The organism is Salinibacterium sp. CAN_S4 (assembly GCF_015752305.1).
Lineage (GTDB): Bacteria > Actinomycetota > Actinomycetes > Actinomycetales > Microbacteriaceae > Rhodoglobus.
In genome coordinates this window covers 259007-280850 of the sequence record NZ_JADOVB010000004.1, presented here as the reverse complement: position 1 = coordinate 280850, position 21844 = coordinate 259007, and the positions used below count along the sequence as shown (strand labels likewise).

The 21844-nt window shown below is 65.1% G+C and carries 20 protein-coding genes; 13 read left to right on the top strand and 7 right to left on the bottom strand.

The annotated features are described in order from the left end of the window. Window positions 1-11 precede the first annotated feature (11 nt). The 4 genes from sdhA to IWX81_RS11910 form a co-directional block, all read right to left on the bottom strand. Window positions 12-1826 carry a succinate dehydrogenase flavoprotein subunit gene (gene sdhA, locus IWX81_RS11925; protein ID WP_334594039.1) on the bottom strand — a complete coding sequence of 605 codons (1815 nt, stop codon included), beginning with the start codon at window positions 1824-1826 and terminating at the stop codon, window positions 12-14. Beyond that, window positions 1826-2275: a succinate dehydrogenase hydrophobic membrane anchor subunit gene (locus IWX81_RS11920; protein WP_199281532.1), complete on the bottom strand. Its 450-nt coding sequence runs from the start codon at window positions 2273-2275 to the stop codon at window positions 1826-1828. Before IWX81_RS11920 ends, sdhA begins: the two co-directional genes overlap by 1 nt. Continuing rightward, a complete protein-coding gene (gene sdhC / locus IWX81_RS11915) occupies window positions 2272-2715 on the bottom strand; it encodes a succinate dehydrogenase, cytochrome b556 subunit (RefSeq protein ID WP_442977745.1) in 444 nt (147 codons plus the stop codon). Before sdhC ends, IWX81_RS11920 begins: the two co-directional genes overlap by 4 nt. Before the next feature lie 194 nt (window positions 2716-2909). After that, on the bottom strand, window positions 2910-4073 hold the full coding sequence (locus IWX81_RS11910; protein ID WP_199281531.1) for a glycosyltransferase family 4 protein: 1164 nt from the start codon (window positions 4071-4073) through the stop codon (window positions 2910-2912). An 88-nt stretch (window positions 4074-4161) separates the two neighbouring features. Here IWX81_RS11910 and IWX81_RS11905 point away from each other — a divergent pair, with 88 nt between their 5' ends. The 8 genes from IWX81_RS11905 (at window position 4162) to IWX81_RS11870 (ending at window position 13764) form a co-directional block, all read left to right on the top strand. Beyond that, complete coding sequence (locus IWX81_RS11905) at window positions 4162-5280, top strand: mannose-1-phosphate guanylyltransferase (RefSeq protein WP_199281530.1); 1119 nt, start codon at window positions 4162-4164, stop codon at window positions 5278-5280. Window positions 5281-5424: 144 nt separating this feature from the next. Continuing rightward, window positions 5425-6495 carry a BMP family lipoprotein gene (locus tag IWX81_RS11900; RefSeq protein WP_199281529.1) on the top strand — a complete coding sequence of 357 codons (1071 nt, stop codon included), beginning with the start codon at window positions 5425-5427 and terminating at the stop codon, window positions 6493-6495. Window positions 6496-6671: 176 nt separating this feature from the next. After that, window positions 6672-7772 (top strand): BMP family lipoprotein, encoded by a 1101-nt coding sequence (locus IWX81_RS11895; protein ID WP_199281528.1) that lies wholly within the window; start codon window positions 6672-6674, stop codon window positions 7770-7772. 142 nt (window positions 7773-7914) lie between these two features. Further along, window positions 7915-9432 (top strand): ABC transporter ATP-binding protein, encoded by a 1518-nt coding sequence (locus IWX81_RS11890; protein WP_199281527.1) that lies wholly within the window; start codon window positions 7915-7917, stop codon window positions 9430-9432. Then, window positions 9429-10712: an ABC transporter permease gene (locus tag IWX81_RS11885; RefSeq protein WP_199281526.1), complete on the top strand. Its 1284-nt coding sequence runs from the start codon at window positions 9429-9431 to the stop codon at window positions 10710-10712. The genes IWX81_RS11890 and IWX81_RS11885 overlap by 4 nt, the downstream gene beginning before the upstream one ends. Then, complete coding sequence (locus IWX81_RS11880; RefSeq protein WP_199281525.1) at window positions 10709-11992, top strand: ABC transporter permease; 1284 nt, start codon at window positions 10709-10711, stop codon at window positions 11990-11992. Before IWX81_RS11885 ends, IWX81_RS11880 begins: the two co-directional genes overlap by 4 nt. Then, window positions 11989-12405, top strand: a complete 417-nt coding sequence (locus IWX81_RS11875) for a cytidine deaminase (RefSeq protein ID WP_442977743.1) — start codon at window positions 11989-11991, stop codon at window positions 12403-12405. Before IWX81_RS11880 ends, IWX81_RS11875 begins: the two co-directional genes overlap by 4 nt. 63 nt (window positions 12406-12468) lie before the next feature. Beyond that, a complete protein-coding gene (locus tag IWX81_RS11870; RefSeq protein ID WP_199281524.1) occupies window positions 12469-13764 on the top strand; it encodes a thymidine phosphorylase in 1296 nt (431 codons plus the stop codon). 120 nt (window positions 13765-13884) lie between these two features. Here IWX81_RS11870 and uriH read toward each other — a convergent pair whose 3' ends face one another. Then, complete coding sequence (gene uriH / locus IWX81_RS11865) at window positions 13885-14832, bottom strand: uridine-preferring nucleoside hydrolase UriH (protein ID WP_199281523.1); 948 nt, start codon at window positions 14830-14832, stop codon at window positions 13885-13887. 46 nt (window positions 14833-14878) lie between these two features. Between uriH and IWX81_RS11860 the strand changes: the two genes are divergently transcribed. Genes IWX81_RS11860 through IWX81_RS11850 form a run of 3 tightly spaced genes read left to right on the top strand, consistent with a single transcriptional unit; the run spans window position 14879 to window position 16732 of the window. Continuing rightward, window positions 14879-16000: an adenosine deaminase gene (locus IWX81_RS11860; protein ID WP_199281522.1), complete on the top strand. Its 1122-nt coding sequence runs from the start codon at window positions 14879-14881 to the stop codon at window positions 15998-16000. Further along, on the top strand, window positions 16000-16449 hold the full coding sequence (locus IWX81_RS11855; RefSeq protein WP_199281521.1) for a PTS sugar transporter subunit IIA: 450 nt from the start codon (window positions 16000-16002) through the stop codon (window positions 16447-16449). Before IWX81_RS11860 ends, IWX81_RS11855 begins: the two co-directional genes overlap by 1 nt. Before the next feature lie 10 nt (window positions 16450-16459). Then, window positions 16460-16732 (top strand): PTS sugar transporter subunit IIB, encoded by a 273-nt coding sequence (locus tag IWX81_RS11850; protein WP_199281520.1) that lies wholly within the window; start codon window positions 16460-16462, stop codon window positions 16730-16732. Window positions 16733-16735: 3 nt separating this feature from the next. Here the strand turns inward: IWX81_RS11850 and IWX81_RS11845 are convergent, their stop codons facing one another. Next, window positions 16736-18418, bottom strand: coding sequence for a phospho-sugar mutase (locus IWX81_RS11845; protein WP_334594030.1), 1683 nt, complete (start codon window positions 18416-18418; stop codon window positions 16736-16738). After that, window positions 18415-19251: a purine-nucleoside phosphorylase gene (locus IWX81_RS11840; protein ID WP_199281519.1), complete on the bottom strand. Its 837-nt coding sequence runs from the start codon at window positions 19249-19251 to the stop codon at window positions 18415-18417. Before IWX81_RS11840 ends, IWX81_RS11845 begins: the two co-directional genes overlap by 4 nt. Window positions 19252-19281: 30 nt before the next feature. Here IWX81_RS11840 and IWX81_RS11835 point away from each other — a divergent pair, with 30 nt between their 5' ends. Both IWX81_RS11835 and IWX81_RS11830 read left to right on the top strand, forming a co-directional pair. Then, entirely contained in the window at window positions 19282-20718 is a 1437-nt protein-coding gene (locus IWX81_RS11835) for an NAD(P)H-quinone dehydrogenase (protein ID WP_199281518.1), read from the top strand. Between the two features lie 169 nt (window positions 20719-20887). Continuing rightward, window positions 20888-21835 carry an endonuclease domain-containing protein gene (locus tag IWX81_RS11830; RefSeq protein WP_199281517.1) on the top strand — a complete coding sequence of 316 codons (948 nt, stop codon included), beginning with the start codon at window positions 20888-20890 and terminating at the stop codon, window positions 21833-21835. Window positions 21836-21844: the final 9 nt, after the last annotated feature.

Sequence of the window (21844 nt, the reverse complement as noted above, 5' to 3'; positions counted from 1 at the left end):
GAGACTGTTCCTCAGTACTTTCGTTCCATCGGCGGGTAATTCGTGATCACGACAGGCTTCCAGTCGAGACGGATGTGCTCTCCGGCGTCTGCAGACTCGGGGTCGCCGACGCGGTATGCCATCGTGTGCACGAGGAACTTCTCGTCGTCCCTGTCGGGGAAGTCTTCGCGCATGTGGCCGCCGCGGGATTCGTGCCGCGAGCGTGCCGAGTACACGAGAACTTCGGCGAGGTCGAGCAGGAAGCCCAGTTCGACGGCTTCGAGCAGGTCGGTGTTGAACCGCTTGCCCTTGTCCTGGATCTGGATGTTCTTGTAGCGGGCTCGCAGCGTCTCGATGAGCTCGGTGACCTCTTTGAGGCTCTCCTCCGTGCGGAAGATCTGAGCGTTACGGTCCATCGAATCCTGCAGTTCCTTGCGGATCACAGCGATCCGCTCGGTGCCATTGCCCGAACGCACCATGTCGAGGATCGACTGGATGCCCGCGGTGGGGTTCTCGGGCAGCGGGATGAACTCGGCGGTCTGCACGTACTCGACGGCGCGCTTTCCCGCGCGCTTACCGAACACGTTGATGTCCAGCAGCGAGTTGGTGCCGAGTCGGTTCGAGCCGTGCACCGAGACGCAGGCACATTCGCCGGCGGCGTAGAGACCCTTGACGACATCGGTGTTGTTGCGCAGCACTTCGGCGTGCACGTTGGTCGGGATCCCACCCATCGCGTAGTGCGCCGTGGGCAGCACCGGCACGGGCTCCGTGTACGGCTCGACACCGAGGTAGGTGCGTGCGAACTCCGTGATATCGGGAAGCTTCTCGTCGATCACGGCCGGTTCGAGGTGGGTGATGTCGAGGTACAGGTAGTCCTTGTTCGGGCCTGCGCCCCGGCCTTCCCTGATCTCGAGCGCCATCGATCGCGCGATGATATCTCGCGGCGCCAGGTCTTTCAGGGTCGGGGTGTAACGCTCCATGAAGCGCTCGCCCTCCGCATTGCGCAGGATCGCTCCCTCGCCGCGGGCTGCTTCGGAGAGCAGGATGCCGAGACCGGCGAGCCCGGTGGGGTGGAACTGGAAGAACTCCATGTCTTCGAGCGGCAGTCCCTTGCGCCAGATGATCCCGACGCCATCACCGGTGAGGGTGTGCGCATTCGAAGTCGTCTTGTAGATCTTGCCGAAGCCGCCCGTGGCGAAGATGATCGCTTTCGCCTGGAAGACGTGAAGTTCACCGGTGGCGAGCTCGTAGGCGACGACGCCGGAAGGCTGCTCGAGCCCATCCACCTCTGTCATCACCATGTCGAGCACATAGAACTCGTTGAAAAAGTTGATGCCGAGCCTGACGCAGTTCTGGTACAGCGTCTGGAGGATCATGTGACCTGTGCGGTCTGCTGCGTAGCAGGCACGGCGAACGGGCGCCTTGCCGTGTTCGCGAGTGTGGCCACCGAAGCGGCGCTGGTCGATCATCCCGTCGGGGGTGCGGTTGAACGGCAGCCCCATGTTCTCGAGATCGATGACTGCGTCGATGGCCTCTTTTGCGAGGATCTCGGCGGCATCCTGGTCTACCAGGTAGTCGCCACCTTTGACCGTGTCATAGGTGTGCCATTCCCAGTTGTCTTCTTCGACGTTGGCCAGAGCCGCCGCCATGCCACCCTGCGCCGCACCGGTGTGAGACCGCGTCGGATACAGCTTCGAGATGACTGCGGTGCGTGCACCGGGGCCTGCCTCGATCGCTGCGCGCATCCCGGCACCGCCGGCGCCCACGATGACGATGTCGAACTGGTGGTAGTGCACACCGTCGACGATGGCTCCGTCTTCGACCATGCCGTTCTTGTCGCCGGCCATCAGGCCACCGGGCAGAAGCTGGGGAGCAGGTCAGCGGCGGTTCCTGCGGGGCAGGGGTCGAACGTATAAATCACAAGGGTTCCCAAAATGAGCAGTAGGGCGGTGGAAATGGCAACGGCGCTGAGCAGCACCGTGCGCACGAGTCGGTTGTTCGCGTAGTCGTTGATCAGGGTGCGCATGCCATTGCCACCGTGGATGAGCGCCAGCCACAGCAGAGCGGTGTCCCAGGCGACCCAGAACGGGTCGGCCCACTTGCCCGCGACGAACGCGAAGTCGATGGCCTTGACGCCTTCACCGGCGACGAGGTTGACGAAGAGGTGCCCGAAGATCAGCACGACGAGAACGACACCGCTCGCGCGCATGTAGATCCAGCCCCACTTCTCCCAGTTCACACCGCCGCGAGGGCGGCGAACGGGTGCAGGGGTACGGGGAGCGTCGATCGTGGTCATTCTCCGCCTCCGAAGATGTGCATGAACTGGCGAGGCACAAAGCCGATCATCAGTACGACCCACAGGCCGATGACGATGTAGAACATCAGCTTCTGGTGCTTGGTGCCGACGCTCCAGAAGTCGATCAGGATGATGCGCAGGCCGTTCAACGCGTGAAGCCCAATAGCCGCGACGAGTGCGATCTCACCCAGGCCCATGATGGGCGTCTTGTACTGGTTGATCACCGCGTTATACGCCTCGGGGCTCACTCGGACCAGCGCGGTGTCGAGGATGTGCACCAGAAGGAAGAAGTAGATCGCGACGCCGGTGATGCGATGCATCACCCACGACCACATTCCTTCTCGCCCTCGGTACAGCGTTCCCGCTGGCCGCTTGGGCCTGGCAATGGTGGGGACGACGGGCTGTTTGCCTGCCAGGGTACCGGCCGACTTATCGGACACGATCAACCCTCCTTGCGGATTTCAGGCCATCAGTCGTGGCCGACGAAGTGTCCGGTTGACGGACCTAATCAGTCTATTCGGACGAACGGACGCCCACTGCACCGGGCGCCTCCGATACAGCAGAGAAACAGCGACTTTCGAAAGAAATAGCTTTCTTTCATCGCTTTCTGTTGTCGCTATTTTTTCCTGCACTTCTATCGGCGGTGAGAATTGACCGGGCGCCTCGTGGGTGCGACCCGCTGAGCGACTCGCCGCGCGATGGCATGCGCGTAGTGGCCGAGCAGTTCGTTGCAGAGCGATTCCCAGTCTCGCGGCAGAACGGTGCGTCGGCCGGCTTCCCCCATCCGTGACAGGAGTGCGCTGTCCGACGCGAGTGCCTCCACGCTGGCTCGCAACTGGGAGTCGCTGCCCGGCTCGTACAGGAATCCATTGCGACCGTGATCGACGAGGTCTATGGGGCCACCCGCGCGCGGTGCGATCACGGGGATACCGTTGGCGTGCGCCTCCTGGATGGTCTGCCCGAACGTTTCCTCGGTGCCGGTGTGCAGGAACATATCGAAGCTGCCGTACGCGGTCGCGAGTTCAGTGCCAGAGAGTTTTCCGAGCCAGCTCACCGGCATGCCGGCGAGCTGCCTCTTCACGTGGGGAACCGACGGCCCATCGCCGACGATCGCAATACTGATCCCGGCAACGCCGCGAAGGGCGGCGAGGCGCTCCACCTGTTTTTCCGGCGCGATCCGACCCACATAACCGACGACGGTCTCGCCCCGCGGCGCGATCTGCTCCCGGAGCGCGATCGCGGCCGGGGTCGCCCTGTTCCTCGGGTGGTAGGTCACCAGGTCGACTCCACGACCCCAGCGGGCGAGCCGAGCGATCCCGGCCCTCTCCAGGTCGGCCATCGAGGCGCTCGATGGCACGAGGGTGAGGTCGGCGCCTTCGTGGATCCACCGCACCACACGCCATGCAAATTTAGTGGCGGCGCCGAGCCGGTTGCGTCTGGCGTAGCCCGCAACATCCGTCTGGAAGATGGCAACGGAGGGGATGCCGAGCCTCCCCCCGGCCGCAATCGCCTGGGCTCCGAGCAGAAACGGTGAGGCCGCGTGGATCACGTCCGGAGCGAAGTCGGCGATCAGACGCTGAACCTGGGGGCTCGGAAGTCCGACAGGGAACTGCCGATAGGCGATGGTGGGAACACCGAAGACGGGGAATCCCGCGTAGCTCGTGGGCGCTCCAGCCGACGGGACTATGACTATGGCTTCGTGTCCACCGCGCTTCAAGTGGTCGAGCACCTGTCTGACGCTGGTAGTGACTCCGTTGACTGTGGGGAGGAAACTCTCGCTGACAACTGCTACTCGCACACCGACTCCGCTCGATCGTCGTGCTTCCGACGCTAAGTGGGCAGAGTGTCCTGAGGGTGAATGCGGCGTTAAGCCTATGGTGGGGGGCATGAACAACCCCTCTGCGTTCGACGACTTCTACAGTGTTATCCCGGCGGGTGGGATCGGCTCGAGGCTGTGGCCCCTGTCGAGAGCCGACGCTCCCAAGTTCCTGCACGACCTCACGGGATCGGGAAAGACGCTTCTGCGGGACACATGGGATCGGCTCGTGCCCGTTTCGGGAGCCGACCGCATCATGGTCGTCACGGGTCGGGCGCACCGCGCTGCGGTGGAAGAGCAGTTGCCGGACCTCGCTGATCCGAATGTCGTGCTCGAGAGCGAGCCGAAAGACTCATCAGCGGCGATCGGGCTCGCTGCGGCCATCCTGCTGCGCCGCGAACCCGATGTCATTGTCGGATCCTTTGCGGCAGACCATGTGATCAAGGACATGCGAGGATTCCGCCGCGCCGTGGGCGAGGGAGTCGCCGCAGCGCGCGCCGGCTTCATCGCCACGATCGGCATCACCCCGACCGATCCGGCCATCGGGTTCGGATACATCCACTGCGGGGATCCCCTCGCAATAGAGGGAGCGCCCAACGCGGTAACGGTCCAGTCGTTCGTCGAGAAGCCTGACCTGGAGACCGCAGAACGATATCTGGCAGATGGCGACCACCTCTGGAACGGCGGGATGTTCATCGCCAGGGCCGATGTTCTCCTCGCGCAGCTTGGCAAGGCGGAGCCGGAACTGCTCGCAGGCCTGACCGAGCTCGCCGAGGCCTGGGACACCCCGCGCCGGGGTGCCGTCGTCGACAGGGTGTGGCCCGGTCTTGCGAAGGTCGCGATCGACTACACCGTCGCCGAGCCCGCCGCCGCCGCGGGCAAACTCGTCGTCATTCCGGGGGACTTCGACTGGGACGATGTCGGAGACTTCGCCTCGATCGCCAAACTCCACTCCGGCGGCCGCAAGTCCGACCTCGCGATCCTCGGCGAGAACGCACGGGTGCTGGCCGATGCATCCACCGGTGTCGTCATCAGCCAGAGCGGTCGCCTGATCTCCCTCATCGGCGTGACCGACATCGTGGTCGTCGATACTCCGGATGCCCTGCTCGTGACCACGACCGCCAACGCCCAGCGAGTGAAGTCCGTCGTCGACGCGCTCAAGCTGTCCGGGCGCAACGACGTGCTGTGACAGCGAGCCGGACGTCACCTCAGTAACGAACTCGTAACGAACTCGGTCGAGGGCGACCTCGACCGATGGTGCCAGCAGCGATGTGGCTAGCGTCGTTCCCAGTGGAACGGCGTCCCGTCGGCCAGGTCACGAGGAGCAGGGCTTATGTCGAAGTCGTTTGTGGTGCGCGTGGGTGCCGTCGTCGCGGTCGCGATGCTGTCACTGGCTGGTTGCGCTCCAGCTCCTGAAGCCCCCGCAGCTGGCGGGGGAGGCGAGCAGTTCTGCGCCCGCATGGTCACGAACTCGGGCGGACTCGACGACCGGTCATTCAACGACGCGAGCTGGAAAGGCATGCAGGATGCTGCCGACCAGTTCGACATCGACGTCGACGTGCTCGTCTCCACCTCGGAGACCGATCTCGCGCCCAACGTCCAGCAGGCGGTCGACACGGGCTGCGGCTTCGTCCTGACCGTCGGGTACGAGCTCACCCCCGCCACGATCGAGCAGGCGGCGGCCCATCCCGATGTCGACTTCGCCATCGTCGACGATGTGGCGGATGCCCCGAACATCAAGCCGCTCGTCTTCGACACGGCCCAGGCGGCCTTCCTCTCCGGCTACCTCGCCGCCGGCGTCTCGACCACCGGAAAGGTCGCGACCTTCGGCGGAGGAAACCAGCCGCCGGTCACGCTCTTCATGGATGGCTTCGTGGATGGTGTCGCACAGTACAACAAGGTGCACGGCACGGCCGTGGTCGCGCTCGGTTGGGATAAGCAGACCCAGGACGGTGTCTTCACCGGTGACTTCGAAGACATCAATAAGGGACTCACCGTCACCCAGGGGCTCATCGACCAGGGCGCTGACGTGATCCTGCCCGTCGCCGGCCAGGTCGGTGAGGGTGCGGCCCGTGCTGCCCTCGATTCGGGCGGCCGTGCATCCATCATCTGGGTCGACACCGATGGATATGACGTGCTCGCGGCAGAGTTCCGACCCGTGTTGCTCACCTCCGTGTTGAAAAACACCGGGGACGCCGTGGTCACGATCGTCAAGTCGAGCATCGACGGGGACTTCAACAACAGCCCGTACATCGGCACGCTGGAGAACGGCGGAGTGGATATCGCCCCGTTCCACGACCTCGCCGGCAGGGTGACCCCTGAACTCTCCGCTGAGATCGACGCTCTGCGTGCCGACATCATCTCCGGCGCAGTGACAGTGACGAGTCCGAGCACGCCGCGGTGAGCCTGAAGGTCGCGGGCTCACGGCCGCGGCATATGTCAGGTTGATTTCGGAGCAGTCGCGGTTTGGTAACCATTCCGCTTCGGCTGTCATTTCTACTGTCAGCGATACAGGGAAATCTGTAGCCTGTAGCCAATATGTCCCAGCCCTGATGGTTGGACAGCACCCTGGAGGACACCTTGAGAATCACCTCACGCGGCCGCGTCGTCAGCGGCATTGCACTGGTCGGAGCGAGCGCCATCGTGCTCGCCGGTTGTGCAGCAGCACCCGAAACCACAGATGACGGCACCGCCGCCGCCAGCGACTTCATCCCCTGCATGGTCTCTGACTTCGGTGGATTCGAAGACAACTCGTTCAACCAGCTCGGATTCGAAGGACTGACCGAGGCTGCAGATGAGCTCGGTGTCGAGCCGATCACCGTCGAGTCGGCATCAGACTCAGATTTCGCTCCCAACATCGATGGGCTTATCGCCGAGGGCTGCAACCTCGTCGTGACCGTCGGCTTCGCGCTCTCGGCAGCGACCGTCGAGGCAGCTCTCGCCAACCCCGACGTCGAATTCGCCATCATCGATGACGCAGCCGACAACGACTTCGATGGCACGGTCGACGCACCGAACATCAAGCCGATCCTCTTCAACACCGCACAGTCTGCCTTCCTCGTAGGCTACGCAGCGGCCAGCTACACCAAGTCGGGGATTGTCGCGACCTGGGGCGGACTCCCGTTCCCGACCGTCTCGATCTTCTCCGATGGATTCGCCCAGGGCGTCGCGTACTTCAACACCGAGAAGGGCAAGGACGTCAAGGTCCTCGGCTACGACCCGGCAACCCCTGACACCTACACGGTGACCGGTGGATTCGAAGCGAACGACGTTGCCAAGTCGACCGCTCAGAACTTCATCGACCAGGGTGCAGACGTGCTGCTGCCCGTCGGTGGACCCATCTACCAGAGCGCCGTTGCCGCCATCGCCGACTCGGGCAAGGACATCGCCCTCCTCGGAGTGGACGCCGACCTGTTCGTGACCGACCCCGACACCGAGGACGTCATCCTGACCTCGATCCTCAAGGGAATCAAGACGGCAACCACCGCCGTCGTCACGGACGCGGCTGCCGGCAATTTCTCGGCTGACCCGTACATCGGAACGCTCGAGAACGACGGAGTCGGCTACGCACCGTTCCACAACTTCGAGTCCAAGGTCGACCCGGCTCTCGCCGGTGAGCTCGACCAGCTGAAGGCAGACATCATCTCGGGAACGATCCCGGTCGAGTCCTACCTCGGCTAATATTGCCTGAAGAGGTTCTCTAGGCAGAACTAGGGGCGGGGAGGTCAGCTCAGCTGGCCTCCCCGCCCTCTTTAATAAGCCGGAGCACGTCGTTCTATATCCCGAATGAAGACAGAGTTGTCTGCAGGTTAGATTGGTTGACATGAAGCTAGAACTTCGCGGAATCACCAAGAGATTCGGTTCGTTGGTCGCCAACGACCACATCGATCTCACGGTCGAGCCGGGCGAGATCCACTGCCTTCTCGGTGAGAACGGCGCCGGCAAGTCCACGCTCATGAACGTGCTGTACGGCCTATACCAGGCCGACGAGGGGCAGATCCTGCTCGGCGACGAAGTGCAGCACTTCAGTGGACCCGGTGACGCCATGGCAGCCGGAATCGGGATGGTCCATCAGCACTTCATGCTGATCCCCGTTTTCACGGTCGCCGAGAACGTCATGCTCGGGCACGAGGACACCACGTTCGGTGGTCGACTCGACCTCGCCGGGGCACGCGAGAAGGTCCGTGAGATCTCGAGTCGATTCGGATTCGACGTCGACCCGGATGCACTCGTCGACGATCTGCCGGTGGGCGTGCAGCAGCGCGTGGAGATCATCAAAGCCCTGTCGCGCGACGCGAAGGTTCTCGTCTTCGATGAACCGACAGCCGTGCTCACCCCGCAGGAGACCGACGAGCTGATGGTCATCATGCGCCAGCTCAAGGCCACGGGCACCTCCATCGTCTTCATCACGCACAAGCTCCGGGAGGTCCGCGAGGTCGCGGATCGGATCACCGTGATCAGGCTCGGCAAGGTCGTCGGTGAGGCATCGCCTACGGAGACCAACGAAGAGCTTGCCTCCCTCATGGTCGGCCGTGCCGTCGACCTGACCGTCGACAAGGGGCCGGCGCATCCCGGCAAGGCAGCACTCGTCGTCGACCACCTCTCTGTCATCGACCCGCGCAACCAGATCGTCGTCAACGACGTGAGCTTCACGGTGCACGAGGGCGAGATTCTCGCCATCGCCGGCGTGCAGGGTAACGGCCAGACAGAACTCGTCGAGGCCATCATGGGCCTGCAGCACAAGGTGACCGGCGGCATCCACCTCAACGGCAATTCGATCCGCGGGTCTGTGCGCAAGACTCTCGATGCCGGCGTCGGGTTCATCCCGGAAGACCGCACGGAAGACGGGCTCGTGGGAGAGTTCACCATCTCCGAGAACCTCATGCTCGATCGGTACCACACGGCGCCGTTCGTCAGGATGGGAACCCTGCAGCTGGCCTACCTCGACGAATTCGCGCGCGAGAAAGTCACGGAGTTCGACATCAGGGCGCAAGGCATCGGCACTCATGTGGGGCGGCTGTCCGGGGGAAACCAGCAGAAGGTGGTGCTCGCGCGCGAACTCAGCCGTGAGCTGAGCCTGTTCGTCGCTGCCCAGCCCACCCGCGGTCTCGACGTGGGTTCCATCGAGTTCGTGCACACACGGATCGTCCAGACCAGGGATGCTGGAATCCCCGTCATCGTCGTCTCCACCGAGCTCGACGAGGTGGTCGCGCTCGCGGACCGTATCGCGGTGATGTACCGCGGCACGATCGTCGGCATCGTTCCCGGAGACACCCCCAGAGAAGTGCTTGGCCTCATGATGGCCGGCGAAGTGCCCCGATCGGCAGAGAGCGCAGCATGAGCGAACAACTTCCCCCGCCGGTGCAGCCGGAGGCCACCGAGGCCCCGGTGAAGCCCACGACCGAGCCCCAGCAGTCCTCGCGCACCGAACAGGTGCTGAGGGACATCGTCGGCGGCAATGCGATGATCTCGGTCCTCGCTGTGGTGCTGGCGCTGCTCGTCGGTGCCATCCTGATCGCCTTCACCGACGAAGACGTACAGGCGGCATCCGGTTACTTCTTCTCCAGGCCCGGCGACACCCTTCAGGCCATCTGGAACGCGGCATCCGGAGCGTATTCCGCGCTGTTCCAGGGCTCGATCTACAACTTCAGGCGCCCGGGGTTCGCCGATGGGATCAGGCCGCTCACAGAAACGCTGACCTTCGCGACCCCGCTGATCGCCGCCGGGCTGGGCGTCGCGGTGTCGTTCCGCACCGGACTCTTCAACATCGGTGGTCGCGGTCAGATGCTCGTGGCCGCTGGCGCTGCGGGCTACGTCGCCTTCGCCGTTCCGATGCCGTTCCCGCTGCACCTCATCGTCGCCATCATCGCGGGCGTCGCGGCCGGGGCGCTCTGGGGAGGAATCGCCGGGCTGTTGAAGGCTCGTACCGGTGCCCACGAGGTGATCGTCACGATCATGCTGAACTACATCGGCCTCTACCTGATCTCCTTCCTGCTGCGCACAGAGGGTGCGCTCCAGGCTCCGGGATCGAATAACCCGAAGTCGCCGGCCATGCTACCGACGGCCATCTTCCCCGAGCTCTTCGGCGCCAAATACAACCTCCACTGGGGTTTCATCTTTGCCATCGCCGCGACGGCCTGGGTCTGGTACCTCATTAACAGGTCCAACCTCGGATTCCAGTTCCGCGCCGTGGGAGAGAACCCGCACGCGGCTCGCGTCGCCGGTATCAACGTGAAGAACATCTACGTCTACGCCATGCTCATCTCGGGCGGGCTCATCGGCCTGGCCGGCGTGGCGCAGGTGCTCGGAACGGTGACCACCGGATTCGGTGAGGGCATCGATGCCGGCATCGGATTCGACGCGATCACCGTCGCACTGCTGGGACGCTCGAAGCCCGTTGGCGTGTTCTTCGCCGGAATCCTGTTCGGTGCGCTCAAGGCAGGCGGATATTCGATGCAGGCGGCTCAGGGAGTTCCCGTCGACATTGTGCTCGTCGTGCAGTCGCTGATCGTGCTGTTCATCGCGGCACCCCCGCTGGTTCGCGCCATCTTCAGGCTGCCGATACCGGGAACCATGCGTCGGGCGCGCGCCGTCAACCCGAAGGTGATGGTGACCAAGTGAGCATCTCGACCCCGGTCGTGCCGGCCACGACCATCAGCCTTGCCACGGCGGAAGTCAAGAACTGGAAGCCGCCCATCGGGCTGGGAGTCTTCGCGATCATCGCGCTGCTGCTGTTCACCATCGGTGCGCGCGACGGCATCACGACGTTCCGACTCTCGACCGACAGCGACCTGATCCAGCTTCCGGCCGTGTCGGCGAACGTGACGATCGTGACGATCGTCGTCGTCATCCTGTTGTTCGCTGCTGCAGTGTTCTCGGCCATGCTGTCGTCCCGTGCGAGGAAGACACCGCTCTGGCTGACCGCCCTGTTCGCTGTGCTGTTCCTGGTGGCATTCCTGACCTGGGCCGCTGCCGGCGCCACCATCCCGGTGCCCGGACTGCTCGTCGGTGCCGTGGGGCTGAGCGCTCCGCTGATCTTCGGTGCGCTCGGCGGTGTCATCTCGGAACGCGTCGGTGTCGTGAACGTCGCGATCGAAGGCCAGCTGCTGGCCGGGGCTTTCGCGTCGGCGGTCGTGGCATCCCTCACGCAGTCGCTCATCGCCGGACTGCTCGCAGCCATCGTCGCGGGAGTGCTGGTCTCGTTCGTGCTTGCCACGTTCTCGATCAGGTACATCGTCGACCAGGTGATCGTCGGTGTCGTGCTGAACGTGCTGGTGATCGGGCTCACAAGCTTCCTCTTCTCCAAGGTGCTGAGCCCCAACTCCGATGTGCTCAACTCCCCGCCCCGGTTCGACAGGCTGCCCATTCCGCTGCTGGGTGAGATCCCGATCATCGGCCCCGTACTGTTCCGCCAGACGATCATCATCTACATCATGTACGTCGCGATCGCGGTGGTGTGGTTCGCCCTGTTCAAGACGAAGTGGGGCCTCAGACTGCGCGCGGTCGGGGAGCACCCGCAGGCGGCAGACACCGTCGGTATCAACGTCAACCGCACGCGATTCTGGAATGTCTCGCTGGCCGGTGCCATCGCGGGACTCGGAGGGGCGTACTTCACGCTCGGATCGGTCGGTGCCTTCAATAAGGAGATGACCGCCGGCGCAGGCTTCATCGCCCTCGCCGCCGTGATCTTCGGCCGCTGGGATCCGATCCGCGCAACGCTCGCGGCATTGCTCTTCGGGTTCGCCTCGAACCTGCAGAGCGTGCTCAGCATCGTGGGCTCTCCCGTGCCCAGCCAGTTCATGCTGATGCTGCCCTACCTCGTCACGATCTTCGCCGTTGCGGGCCTCGTGGGCCAGGTGAGAGCACCGGCCGCATCCGGAAAGGCGTATGTGAAATCGTGACCATCGATTCGAACACCATCGACTGGGATGCCCTGCGAGCGGTCGCGAACGAGGCGGCCACCCACGCGTACGTGCCGTACTCGAAGTTTCCCGTCGGCGTTGCCGCCATCGTGGACGACGGTCGCATCATCTCCGGAGCGAACGTCGAGAACGCGTCATACGGCCTGACCCTGTGCGCCGAGTGCGCGCTCGTGTCGTCGCTGCACATGACGGGTGGCGGCAAGCTTGTCGCCTTTACCTGCGTCGATGGGCACGGGGCTGCGCTCATGCCGTGCGGGCGCTGCCGACAGTTGCTCTTCGAGCATTCCGCTGAAGGCATGCTTCTCGACACCGTGTCCGGAATCCGCACCATCGACGACGTCATTCCGGATGCCTTCGGCCCGCGCACCCTCGAGGCGTACCGGGCCGAATAGCCCGACACCCCAACCCCGCTGTGTCTCACACCACGCTCTCACCCCACTTTTTAGGAAACCACCATGGCTGTTGAAGCTTTCGATGTCGTCGACCTCATCCATACCAAGCGCGACCACGGGGCCCTGACGACCGCGCAGATCGACTGGCTGGTCGACGCATACACCCGCGGATACGTCGCCGACGAGCAGATGGCTGCCATGACCATGGCGATCTTCCTGAACGGCATGGAGCGCGAAGAGATCCGCGACCTCACTCTCGCCATGATCGCCTCGGGCGAGACCCTCTCGTTCGACGGCCTCGGCAGGATCACGACCGACAAGCACTCCACCGGAGGGGTCGGAGACAAGATCACACTGCCGCTCGCGCCCCTCGTGGCGTCCTTCGGCGTGGCCGTGCCGCAGCTCTCGGGCCGCGGGCTGGGACACACCGGTGGCACGCTCGACAAGCTGGAGAGCATCCCGGGGTGGCGCGCAGCGCTCTCCAACGAGGAGTTCTACGCCCAGTTGCGTTCGGTGGGCGCCGTCATCTGCGCGGCAGGCACCGGTCTCGCACCAGCAGACGGCAAGCTGTACAGCCTGCGCGACATCACCGGCACCGTCGAGGCCATCCCGCTGATCGCGTCATCCATTATGAGCAAGAAGATCGCGGAAGGCACGGCATCGCTCGTGCTCGACGTGAAGTTCGGCTCTGGCGCGTTCATGAAAGACCCTGCTCGCAGTCGCGAACTCGCCGAGACCATGGTGCGCCTCGGCACGGATGCCGGAGTCAAGACCGTCGCACTCCTCACCAACATGAACGTGCCGCTCGGGCTCACCATCGGCAACGCGAATGAAGTGCGCGAATCGGTGGAGGTGCTCGCCGGTGGCGGACCGGCGGACGTGGTGGAGCTCACTGTCGCCCTCGCGAAAGAGATGCTGGCTCTCGCCGGCCAGCCCGATGCCGATGTCGAGGCGGCCCTCGCTGACGGCCGCGCCATGGACACCTGGCGCCGCATGATTTCGGCCCAGGGTGGGGATCCGGATGCGGCGCTGCCGACCCCGCGCGAATCGCAGCCAGTGCTCGCCGACCGTGACGGTGTGCTCGTCGCGCAGGAGGCTCTGCCCTTCGGCATCGCGGCCTGGCGGCTGGGCGCGGGGCGCGCGCGCAAGCAGGATCCGGTGCACCATGCCGCCGGAATCGACCTGCTCGCCAAGCCCGGAGACACCGTCGTGAAGGGCCAGCCGCTGTTCATCATGCATACCGATGAGCCCGAGCGTTTCGACCGAGCGATCGAGGCGCTCGAGGGGGCCTACCGCATCGGTGCTGCCGGCGATCCCGTGGAGGACGGTGGACCGCTCGTCGCGGGTCGCGTCGACTGACACCTTTCATCATTCCGGAGGTCACGTGGTTGGTGTGACTGGAGAGGCGGAGGAGTTCACTTCGCCCCCGCTGACCTCACCCGTCACGCGACCTCCTGAATAATGAAAGGGCGGGGCGGGTCACTGTTCCGGATCGCCGATGCGCTGCAGGGCATCGACCACGAGGGCCCAGAATCTGGAGTGGTCGAGCTTTCCCGCGACCTGGGTGGTGCAGTCGGCGGGGGCCGGCGCGCGGAAGTCGGCGACGGTCATCCCGAGCGTGAGGGTGCCGGTCAGTTCGATGTCCAGCGGCACTCGCGTCACCTGCATCACGGTCGGATCGATCACGAAGGCCACGGCACAGGGATCGTGTACCGGTGGATGCTCGAACCCCTGCTGGTCACGGTAGGTCTCGCCGAAGAATTCCAGCAGCTCGCCGACGAATCGGGCTGGCGCCGTGCCCACCGCAGCGATGGCATCCACGACGTCCGGAGTGGCGAGCGCCTCGTGGGTCAGGTCGAGCCCCACCATCGTGAGCGGCCACGGCTCGTTGAACACGATGTGGGCAGCTTCGGGATCGATGACGATATTGAACTCGCTCGTGGCGCTCCAGTTGCCGACATTCACCCCACCGCCCATGAGCACGACCTGCTTCACCCGCTCGACGATGAGGGGTTGCTTGCGCACGGCCATCGCGATGTTGGTCAGGGCTCCGGTCGGTACGAGGGTGATCTCGCCGATCTCCGCGGCCATGATGGTGTCGATGATGAAGTCGACGGCATGCCGGGAATCGAGCTGCAGGGTCGGCTCGGGAAGTCTCGGCCCGTCCAGTCCCGATTCGCCGTGGATGCTCTCCGCCACCTCGATCTGCCGCACGAGGGGCCGGTGTGCCCCGCGCGCGAACGGCACACCGGTGATCCCGGCGACGCGCGCCACGGAGAGGGCGTTGCGCGTCACTTTCTCGATGGTCTGGTTGCCCATGACGGTCGTCACGCCGACCAGTTCGATCTCTGGGCTGCCCCAGGCGAGCAGCATGGCTATGGCGTCGTCGTGCCCCGGATCGCAGTCCAGGATGATCTTGTTCGGCATCGGATATGAGGTTACCGCCCAGCGACCAACCGGTAGATTGATCCCTATGAACAGCGCGGTCGACGACTACACAATGCCCGGGGGCGGCGCCAACATCGCCAGCCTCCCCAAGGTCTCCCTGCACGACCACCTCGACGGTGGCCTGCGCCCGCAGACGATCATCGAATTGGCGGATGCCGTCGGCATGGCCGTGCCGGTGGCCGACGCCGCGGGGCTCGCGACCTGGTTCGCCGACCAGTCCGATTCCGGATCGCTCGTGGAGTACCTCAAGACGTTCGACATCACCACCGGGGTCATGCAGACGAAGGAGGGCCTCACGCGGGTCGCTCGCGAATTCGTGCAGGATCTTGGCGCCGACGGCGTGGTTTACGGAGAGATCCGGTGGGCTCCCGAGCAGCACCTCGCCCGCGGGCTGAGCCTCGACGAGGCTGTCGAGGCCGTGCAGGAGGGCCTGGATGCTGGAGCGGACGATGTTGCGGACGCCGGTGGCAGCATCCGGGTCGGCCAGCTGATCAGCGCGATGCGTCACGCGGACCGTGGGCTCGAGATCGCCGAACTCGCCGTTCGCCACCGCGGCAACGGTGTCGTCGGTTTCGATATCGCGGGAGCCGAGGCTGGCTTCCCCGCCGGAAAGATGCGCGACGCCTTCGACTTCCTCGCACGCAACTATCTCCCCGCGACGATTCACGCCGGTGAAGCCGACGGGCTCGAATCGATCCGCGGCGCCCTCTTCGACGGTCGCGCGCTGAGGCTCGGCCACGGCGTGCGGCTCGCCGAAGACATCACCACCTCGAGCGAGGACGACGAGAACACCTATGTGACGCTCGGGCCGATCGCCCAGTGGGTCAAGGACCGTGAGATCGCGCTGGAGCTCAGCCCGAGCTCCAACCTGCAGACCGGTGCCATCGAACAGTGGGGCGACGAGCTCATCGACCACCCCTTCGACCTGCTGTACCAGCTCGGATTCCGGGTCACCGTCAACACCGACAACAGGCTGATGAGCGCAACCTCGCTCACCCGCGAACTCTTCCTCCTCTCTGAGACGTTCGGCTACGACCTCACCGACCTCGCGGTGTTCCAGCTGAACGCAGCGGCATCGTCGTTCCTCCCGCTGGAGGAGCGCGAAGAACTCGCGGACATCATCACCGCGGGCTTCGACGCGGCCTGATGTCGCTTCCCCCGCTTCCGGAGAGCGCCATCGTCCTAGCGGCGGAGGCGCACGATTGGCGTGCCGCCGTGATCCTTGCCGGGGAGGCGCTCACCCGTTCCGGCTCGGCAAAGGTGGAATATTCGGGCGAGATGATCCGGATGATCGAACAAAATGGCCCGTACGTCGTCATCGCGCCCGGGCTCGCCCTCGCACACGCCCGGCCGGGGCCGGAGGTTATCGCCGATGGCTTGTCGATCGTGACCCTGGCCACGCCCGTGAACTTCGGACACCCGCACAATGATCCGGTCAGTGTCGTGCTCGGCCTGGCGATAGCCTCGGCCGACACCCACCTTGCGGCTGTGGCCGCCGTGGCCAACGTCTTCAACGACTCGTCGGCCATCGCTGACCTGGCGGCTGCAACGACGGCGCATCAGGTGCAGGAAATCATGGGCGCGGTGGAGCTATGAGGGAGCAGCTGTGAAGATCGTGACCATCTGCGGCGCGGGGATCGGCAGTTCGGGCATCCTGAAGGTCAATGCGGAGCGCGTGCTCGCCAAACTCGACATCGAGGCCACGGTCATCGCTGCCGACATCGGCTCTGTTCAGGATGTCGCGGCCGACGCCCAGGTCATCCTGACGTCGGCTGAGTTCGTCGCCGCGATCGGCACGACGTTCGCTGACGTGATCGTCATCGAGAACTATTTCGACACGAATGAGCTCAGCACCAAGCTCGAGGCCGCGCTGGGCTGACCGCTAGACGGCCAGCAGCGCCCGCATTCCCGCCTCCAGCTCGGCGACCACGGCACCGGCTGCTGCTCTGCGCTCGCCGGCATCACCCTCGGTGCTCGACGCGTCGATGTAGATCTTCAACTTCGGCTCTGTGCCGCTCGGGCGCACGATCACCCGGCTTCCACTCTCGAGGTGGATGCGCAGGATGTCGCCGGGCGGATACTGCTCAAAGCCGTCGATGAAGTCGTCGATCCGGTCGACGGCGATGCTCCCCACCCGAGCCGGCAGGTTCGAGCGCAGTGTCGTCATGGTTCCCGAGATCTGGGACAGGTCGTCGAAGCGTAGCGACACCTGGCTCGAGGCGTACGCTCCGAAACGCTCGGCGAAGCTGTCGAAGTGGTCGTCGATAGTGCGACCGTCGGCCTTCAGCTCGGACGCCAGGGCGAGGAAGTCGACGGCGGCAGAGATGCCGTCTTTATCGCGGATGATCTGCGGATCGACGAGGTAACCGAGGGCCTCCTCGAAGCCGAAGATGAGATTATCGGCTCGCGAAATCCATTTGAAGCCCGTCAGCGTGTCTTCGTAGCCGAGCCGGTACTCCGCTGCGATCGCGCGCAGGGCAGGGCTCGAGACGATGGATGCGGCCAGGGTGCCGCGATCCGTGGCTCGCCCGGCCGTGGCTCGCTCCGCCGCGCGCCAGCCGAGCAGGCAGCCGACCTCGTTACCGCTGAGCCTGCGCCACGACCCATCCCGTCCGGGGACGGCGACAGCGAGCCGGTCAGCATCCGGGTCGTTCACGATGGCGAGATCGGCTCCCACCTCCGCAGCCCGAGCGAACGTGAGATCCATCGCACCGGGCTCTTCGGGGTTGGGGAACGCGACGGTCGGGAACGCGGCATCCGGTTCGATCTGCTCGGTCACGACTTCCGGTGTGCCGAAGCCTGCCGCCTCGAAGACCAGCTGCGCCGTCTCCCACCCGACCCCGTGCATCGCCGAGTAGACGAACGTCAGCGGAGCTGCCGGATGACCCACTGTCGCCGTCTGGCGCACATACTCGAGCATCACCGAGTCATCGGCGACGATGAAGTCGGTCGATCGGGGGAGTTCGTCGATCGAGACTGTCGAGACCAGGGCGATGTCGGCGGCGATCAGCCCATCGGCGGGCGGCACGATCTGGGAACCGTGGTCGGCCCCGCCGAGGTAGACCTTGTAGCCATTGTCGTTGGCGGGGTTATGGCTCGCGGTGACCATCACGCCGGCGCTCGTGCGGAGGTGGCGCACGGCGAAGGCGAGCACGGGGGTCGGCAGGTGGCGTGGCAACAGGGTCGTCGTCACGCCGGCTCCGGCCATGATCGTGGCCGTATCGCGGGCGAAGACCTCGGAGTTGCGCCGGCCGTCGTAGCCGATCACGATGCTCGGGCTCGGTTCGCGCTCGAGGAGGTAGGCGGCGAGTCCCGCAGCCGCCTGGGTCACCAGCACGCGGTTCATCCGTCGTGGTCCGGCGCCGAGCTCGCCACGCAGACCTGCGGTTCCGAATTCCAGCCGGGCGGAGAAGCGGTCGGTCAGCGCGGCGGCGGCGGCGGGGTCGTCGGCCTCTGTGGCGGAAATGAGCCCGTCGAGCTCGGCCCTGGTGACGGCATCCGGATCCTGGTCGCGCCATGTCCTGGCGTCGGCGAGCAGGCCCGCGCTCTGCACGTGATCGCTCACAGTGCTGCCACGATTCGGGCGAGCATGCTGCTGATACGGGACTCGGCATCCTTGCCGGCCTGGATGACCTCCTCATGACTGAGCGGAGTCTTCTGGATGCCCGCCGCGAGGTTCGTGATCAGCGACATGCCGAGGATCTCCATGCCGGACTGCCTGGCCGCGATCGCCTCGAGCGCGGTGGACATGCCCACGATGTGCCCACCGATGGTCTTCGCCATCTGCACCTCCGCCGGAGTCTCGTAGTGGGGCCCGCGGAACTGGCAGTACACGCCCTCGTCGAGGCCGCTCTCCACGGAACGGGCCAGGTCGCGCAGTCGCACGCTGTAGAGGTCGGTCAGGTCGATGAAGGTCGCGCCCTCGAGTGGCGAGTCTGCGGTCAGGTTGATGTGGTCGCTGATGAGCACGGGGGTGCCGGGGGTCCAGGTTTCCCGGATGCCGCCAGCGCCGTTGGTCAGGATCATGGTGGTAGCGCCGGTGGCGGCGGCCGTGCGGACGGAGTGCACGACGCGACGGACTCCGTGGCCCTCGTAGTAATGGGTGCGTGCGCCGATGACGAGCGCGCGTTTGCCGGTCGGCAACAACACAGAACGCAGTGTGCCGACGTGGCCGGCCAGGGCCGGCTTGCCGAACCCGGTGATCTCGGTGGCCGGGATCGTCGCCGTCGTCTCTCCGATCAGGTCGGCGGCCTTCGCCCAGCCGCTGCCGAGGGTGAGGGCGATATCGTGCTTCTCGACCCCGGTTCTCTCTGCAATTTCCGCTGCCGCGGTGGCGGCGATCGCGAAGGGATCTGCTGCCGGGTCATCGAGGGGGTGCGTGAAGGTCTGCTGCGACATCCCCCCACTCTATTCTGCGACAATTGGGCAATGGCCTACGAATTCGAGCGAACGCAACGCATCGCGATCCTGGGAGGTGGGCCCGGCGGATATGAGGCGGCCCTCGCCGGGGCGCAACTCGGTGCCGAGGTCACCCTCGTCGAGCGTGAGGGCGTCGGCGGATCTGCCGTGCTCACCGACGTCGTGCCGTCGAAGACCCTGATCGCGACCGCCGAAGCCACCAACGGCATCGGCGAAGCCGCCGACCTGGGTGTGCAGTTCTTCACCCGCTCAGAGTCGGGGAGAGCGGTGCGACCCGAAGTCACCGTGAACCTCGCGGCCGTCAACGCCAGGCTCATGCGACTCGCCAGGCAGCAGTCAGAAGACATGAAGTCGCAGCTCATCAAAGCGGGAGTGCGCATAGTCCAGGGCGAGGGCCGCCTCGACGGCCCCCAGCGCCTCGTCGTCTCCACGGGCAAGGGCGGGGTCGGCACCGATTTCGATGAGATCGACGCAGACACTGTGGTGGTGTCCGTGGGCGCACGCCCGCGCATCCTGGACACCGCGGTTCCGGATGGCGAGCGCATCCTGACCTGGACGCAGCTGTATACGCTTCAGCAGGTTCCCGAGCACCTCATCGTCGTGGGTTCGGGGGTGACCGGGGCGGAATTCGCCTCCGCCTACACGGCCCTCGGCTCGCAGGTCACTCTCATTTCGTCCCGCGACCAGGTGCTCCCCGGCGAAGACGCCGACGCAGCGAGAGTGATCGAAGACGTCTTCAAGCGAAACGGCATGGAGGTGCTGTCGAAGTCGCGCGCAGCATCCGTGACCCGCACCGAAGACGGGGTCATCGCAACGCTGTCCGACGGCCGCACCGTCGAAGGCAGCCACTGCCTGCTCGCCGTCGGATCCATTCCCAACACTGCCGGCATCGGCCTCGAGGAGGCCGGAGTGCAGCTGACGGCATCCGGCCACATCCGCGTCAACAGGGTGGCGCGTACATCCATGCCGTCCATCTACGCCGCGGGGGATTGCTCGGACTTCCTGCCGCTCGCCTCCGTCGCCTCGATGCAGGGCCGCACGGCGGTGTTCCATGCGATGGGCGACGGTGTCACCCCGATCGAGCTCCGGAACGTGACATCCAACATCTTCACCCAGCCCGAAATTGCGACAGTCGGCTGGACGCAGAAGCAGATCGAGGATGGCATCGCCCAGGGCGAGGTCTACAAGCTGCCGCTGGCGTCGAACCCGCGCGCGAAGATGATGGGGATCAAGGACGGCTTCGTGAAGCTGTTTGCCCGCACAGGATCCGGCACCGTCATTGGCGGGATCATCGTGGCACCGCACGCCTCGGAGCTGATCATGTCCGTCGCGCTTGCCGTCGAGCACCGCCTGACCGTCGACCAGCTGGCGCGCGCCTTCTCGGTGTACCCCTCACTCACGGGCAGCATCACGGACGCGGCTCGCGCGATGCACATCGTCAACTAGCCGCCCCCTTTCATCATTCAGGAGGTTGTGTGGCTGGTGTGGGCTGCGGGGCGATTGTGACCCCGGCATCCCCATGAGCCTCGTACTCAACATGACCTCCGGAATGATGAAAGTGCACTGACCTCGTCGGGAGCCAGAACCGAATCCTCGGCCCGGCCATTCTCGATGCATGGGTCGCCCACAACAATTTCCTCCATCCCGCGCGCGTCGGCCGGCGGATGTCGCCGCCGTGATCGCCCTGCTGGGTGGCGCCGCCACGCGGCAGCAGCTGCTGGCGAAAGACCTGAGCGGGTACGACCTGACACGCGCAGTGCGACTGGGGGAGGTATTTCGGGTTCGTCAGGGCCGCTACATCCTGAAATCCACGACCCCGGATGTCTCCACTGCCGTGCGCGTCGGCGGCATGCTCGCCGGACCGAGTGCTGCGCGCAGCTACGGGATATGGAGCGGCACGGACCAGCGCCTGCACATTTCCGTCGGCGATCACGCCTCCCGGCTGCGGACCAACATCCAGCCGAGCATGGCCCCGCACGGCAGCCTCTCGTCGGACCGCGCACGTCGTCCGATCGTGTTGCACTGGCTGATCGGTGGTGCGGTCGATGAACTCGGCGCCGAATGCTGGCGGGTCTCGCTCGGCGCTTGTCTCACGCAGATGGTGGAGTGGTCTACCGAAGAGACTGCGCTCGCCTGCCTGGATACCGCCCTTCAGCGTCGGCTGATCGGCCGCGAAGACATGGTGTCTCTCTTTGACGGACAGCCACTACGTTCGCGATTGACCGCTGCCCGCGCTCGCTTCGGTGCAGACTCAGGCGCGGAGTCGCTCGTTGCTCGTCGGTTGCGTGCAGTAGGAATCCTGGTGGACCAACAGGTGAGCATTCGCGGAGTTGGCCGAGTAGACATGCGGGTCAGGAATTCTAGGGTGATCGTCGAGGTCGATGGTCGCACCTATCACGAGGATCCCATCGCGTTCGAGAATGATAGACGCCGGGATGCGGAGCTCGTCGCTCGGGGGTACGTCGTGGTCAGACTCAGCTACATTCGCGTGCTCGGCGACTGGGACTGGTGTCAGAAAATGGTGCTCGCTGCGATCGCCCACCACGGACATCCACTTCCATAATTCAGGAGG

What these genes read in the sequence shown, in the direction of transcription:
- IWX81_RS11830 (WP_199281517.1), top strand. Translation starts at nt 20,888, where the DNA reads ATGGGTCGCCCACAACAATTTCCTCCATCCCGCGCGCGTCGGCCGGCG.
- uriH (WP_199281523.1), bottom strand. Translation starts at nt 14,832, where the DNA reads ATGCCGAACAAGATCATCCTGGACTGCGATCCGGGGCACGACGACGCC.
- sdhA (WP_334594039.1), bottom strand. Translation starts at nt 1,826, where the DNA reads ATGGCCGGCGACAAGAACGGCATGGTCGAAGACGGAGCCATCGTCGAC.
- IWX81_RS11900 (WP_199281529.1), top strand. Translation starts at nt 5,425, where the DNA reads ATGTCGAAGTCGTTTGTGGTGCGCGTGGGTGCCGTCGTCGCGGTCGCG.
- IWX81_RS11920 (WP_199281532.1), bottom strand. Translation starts at nt 2,275, where the DNA reads ATGACCACGATCGACGCTCCCCGTACCCCTGCACCCGTTCGCCGCCCT.
- IWX81_RS11855 (WP_199281521.1), top strand. Translation starts at nt 16,000, where the DNA reads ATGTCGCTTCCCCCGCTTCCGGAGAGCGCCATCGTCCTAGCGGCGGAG.
- IWX81_RS11835 (WP_199281518.1), top strand. Translation starts at nt 19,282, where the DNA reads ATGGCCTACGAATTCGAGCGAACGCAACGCATCGCGATCCTGGGAGGT.
- IWX81_RS11905 (WP_199281530.1), top strand. Translation starts at nt 4,162, where the DNA reads ATGAACAACCCCTCTGCGTTCGACGACTTCTACAGTGTTATCCCGGCG.
- IWX81_RS11870 (WP_199281524.1), top strand. Translation starts at nt 12,469, where the DNA reads ATGGCTGTTGAAGCTTTCGATGTCGTCGACCTCATCCATACCAAGCGC.
- IWX81_RS11890 (WP_199281527.1), top strand. Translation starts at nt 7,915, where the DNA reads ATGAAGCTAGAACTTCGCGGAATCACCAAGAGATTCGGTTCGTTGGTC.
- IWX81_RS11885 (WP_199281526.1), top strand. Translation starts at nt 9,429, where the DNA reads ATGAGCGAACAACTTCCCCCGCCGGTGCAGCCGGAGGCCACCGAGGCC.
- IWX81_RS11840 (WP_199281519.1), bottom strand. Translation starts at nt 19,251, where the DNA reads ATGTCGCAGCAGACCTTCACGCACCCCCTCGATGACCCGGCAGCAGAT.
- IWX81_RS11860 (WP_199281522.1), top strand. Translation starts at nt 14,879, where the DNA reads ATGAACAGCGCGGTCGACGACTACACAATGCCCGGGGGCGGCGCCAAC.